General features: G+C 60.1%; 1 protein-coding gene. It reads right to left on the bottom strand.

The features are described from left to right. Positions 1-9: 9 nt before the first annotated feature. Positions 10-765, bottom strand: a complete 756-nt coding sequence (locus AD948_RS18280) for a hypothetical protein (RefSeq protein WP_248845852.1) — start codon at positions 763-765, stop codon at positions 10-12. Positions 766-771: the final 6 nt, after the last annotated feature.

Genomic DNA, 771 nt, shown 5'->3' with positions numbered 1-771 from the left:
GCCCTGATATCAGGGCGTGGCAGCAGTAGCCGGGCGTGCGGCCAATGTGCCAGGAATGGTGACAGATGTTACGGATGGGGCGCTTTGTGGAACCACTGTCTGCGTTGGGGCAGCCGTTGCCGCCCCAGTGGTGACACCATCTGCCATGGCGGCACCCTGCGCATTTGTCATGGCGGAGGCATGCAGGAGCGTCTGCCGCTTGATCTGCGGTTGCCTGAAGCCGGAAACCGGACCTAACGGACTGTTGGAGACTTTCTGCATATCCGGCATGGGGCGACGCACACACCCGCGGGTAATGACGGAACACACGCCATCCGCGCCAAGAATTTCATCATTATCGCCACTGTAATGCAGGTCCACCACCTCACCATTGGCAATGCGGATATCGGCAATGCAGGTCTTGCCCGCGCCGCCCAGTGTGGTTTCTACAATATTCACCATGGATTGCAGCGGGATAAAGGTGGAATCATTGGTGGCGGGAATATTCAGCGTGCGCGAATATTCCAGAACCTCCGTGCCGTCCTCCAGCTTTTTCACCTTGTCCGGCACGCCCACGCAGCCCTGCACATCACTGCTGCTCATGCCAATAAGGGAAAGCTGGGCCCGGTGCGCCGTGCGGGAATCAAAATATCCGCAGCCCGTCAGCCCCAGTGCGGGCAATAATAATCCTGCCGTCAGGGTTTTCCTGCTCACAACAGCAGCGCGCAGGGCGGAAAACAGGGCAGGGGCAGCGGCGGGCTGGGCACAGCGAAGGCGGAACGTCATGGAGGG

Origin of the sequence: Acetobacter senegalensis (genome assembly GCF_001580995.1) — a bacterium.
In the GTDB taxonomy this organism is placed as follows: Bacteria; Pseudomonadota; Alphaproteobacteria; order Acetobacterales; family Acetobacteraceae; genus Acetobacter; species Acetobacter senegalensis.
This window is presented reverse-complemented; position numbering and strand designations above follow the sequence as displayed.

What these genes read in the sequence shown, in the direction of transcription:
- AD948_RS18280 (WP_248845852.1), bottom strand. Translation starts at nt 765, where the DNA reads ATGACGTTCCGCCTTCGCTGTGCCCAGCCCGCCGCTGCCCCTGCCCTG.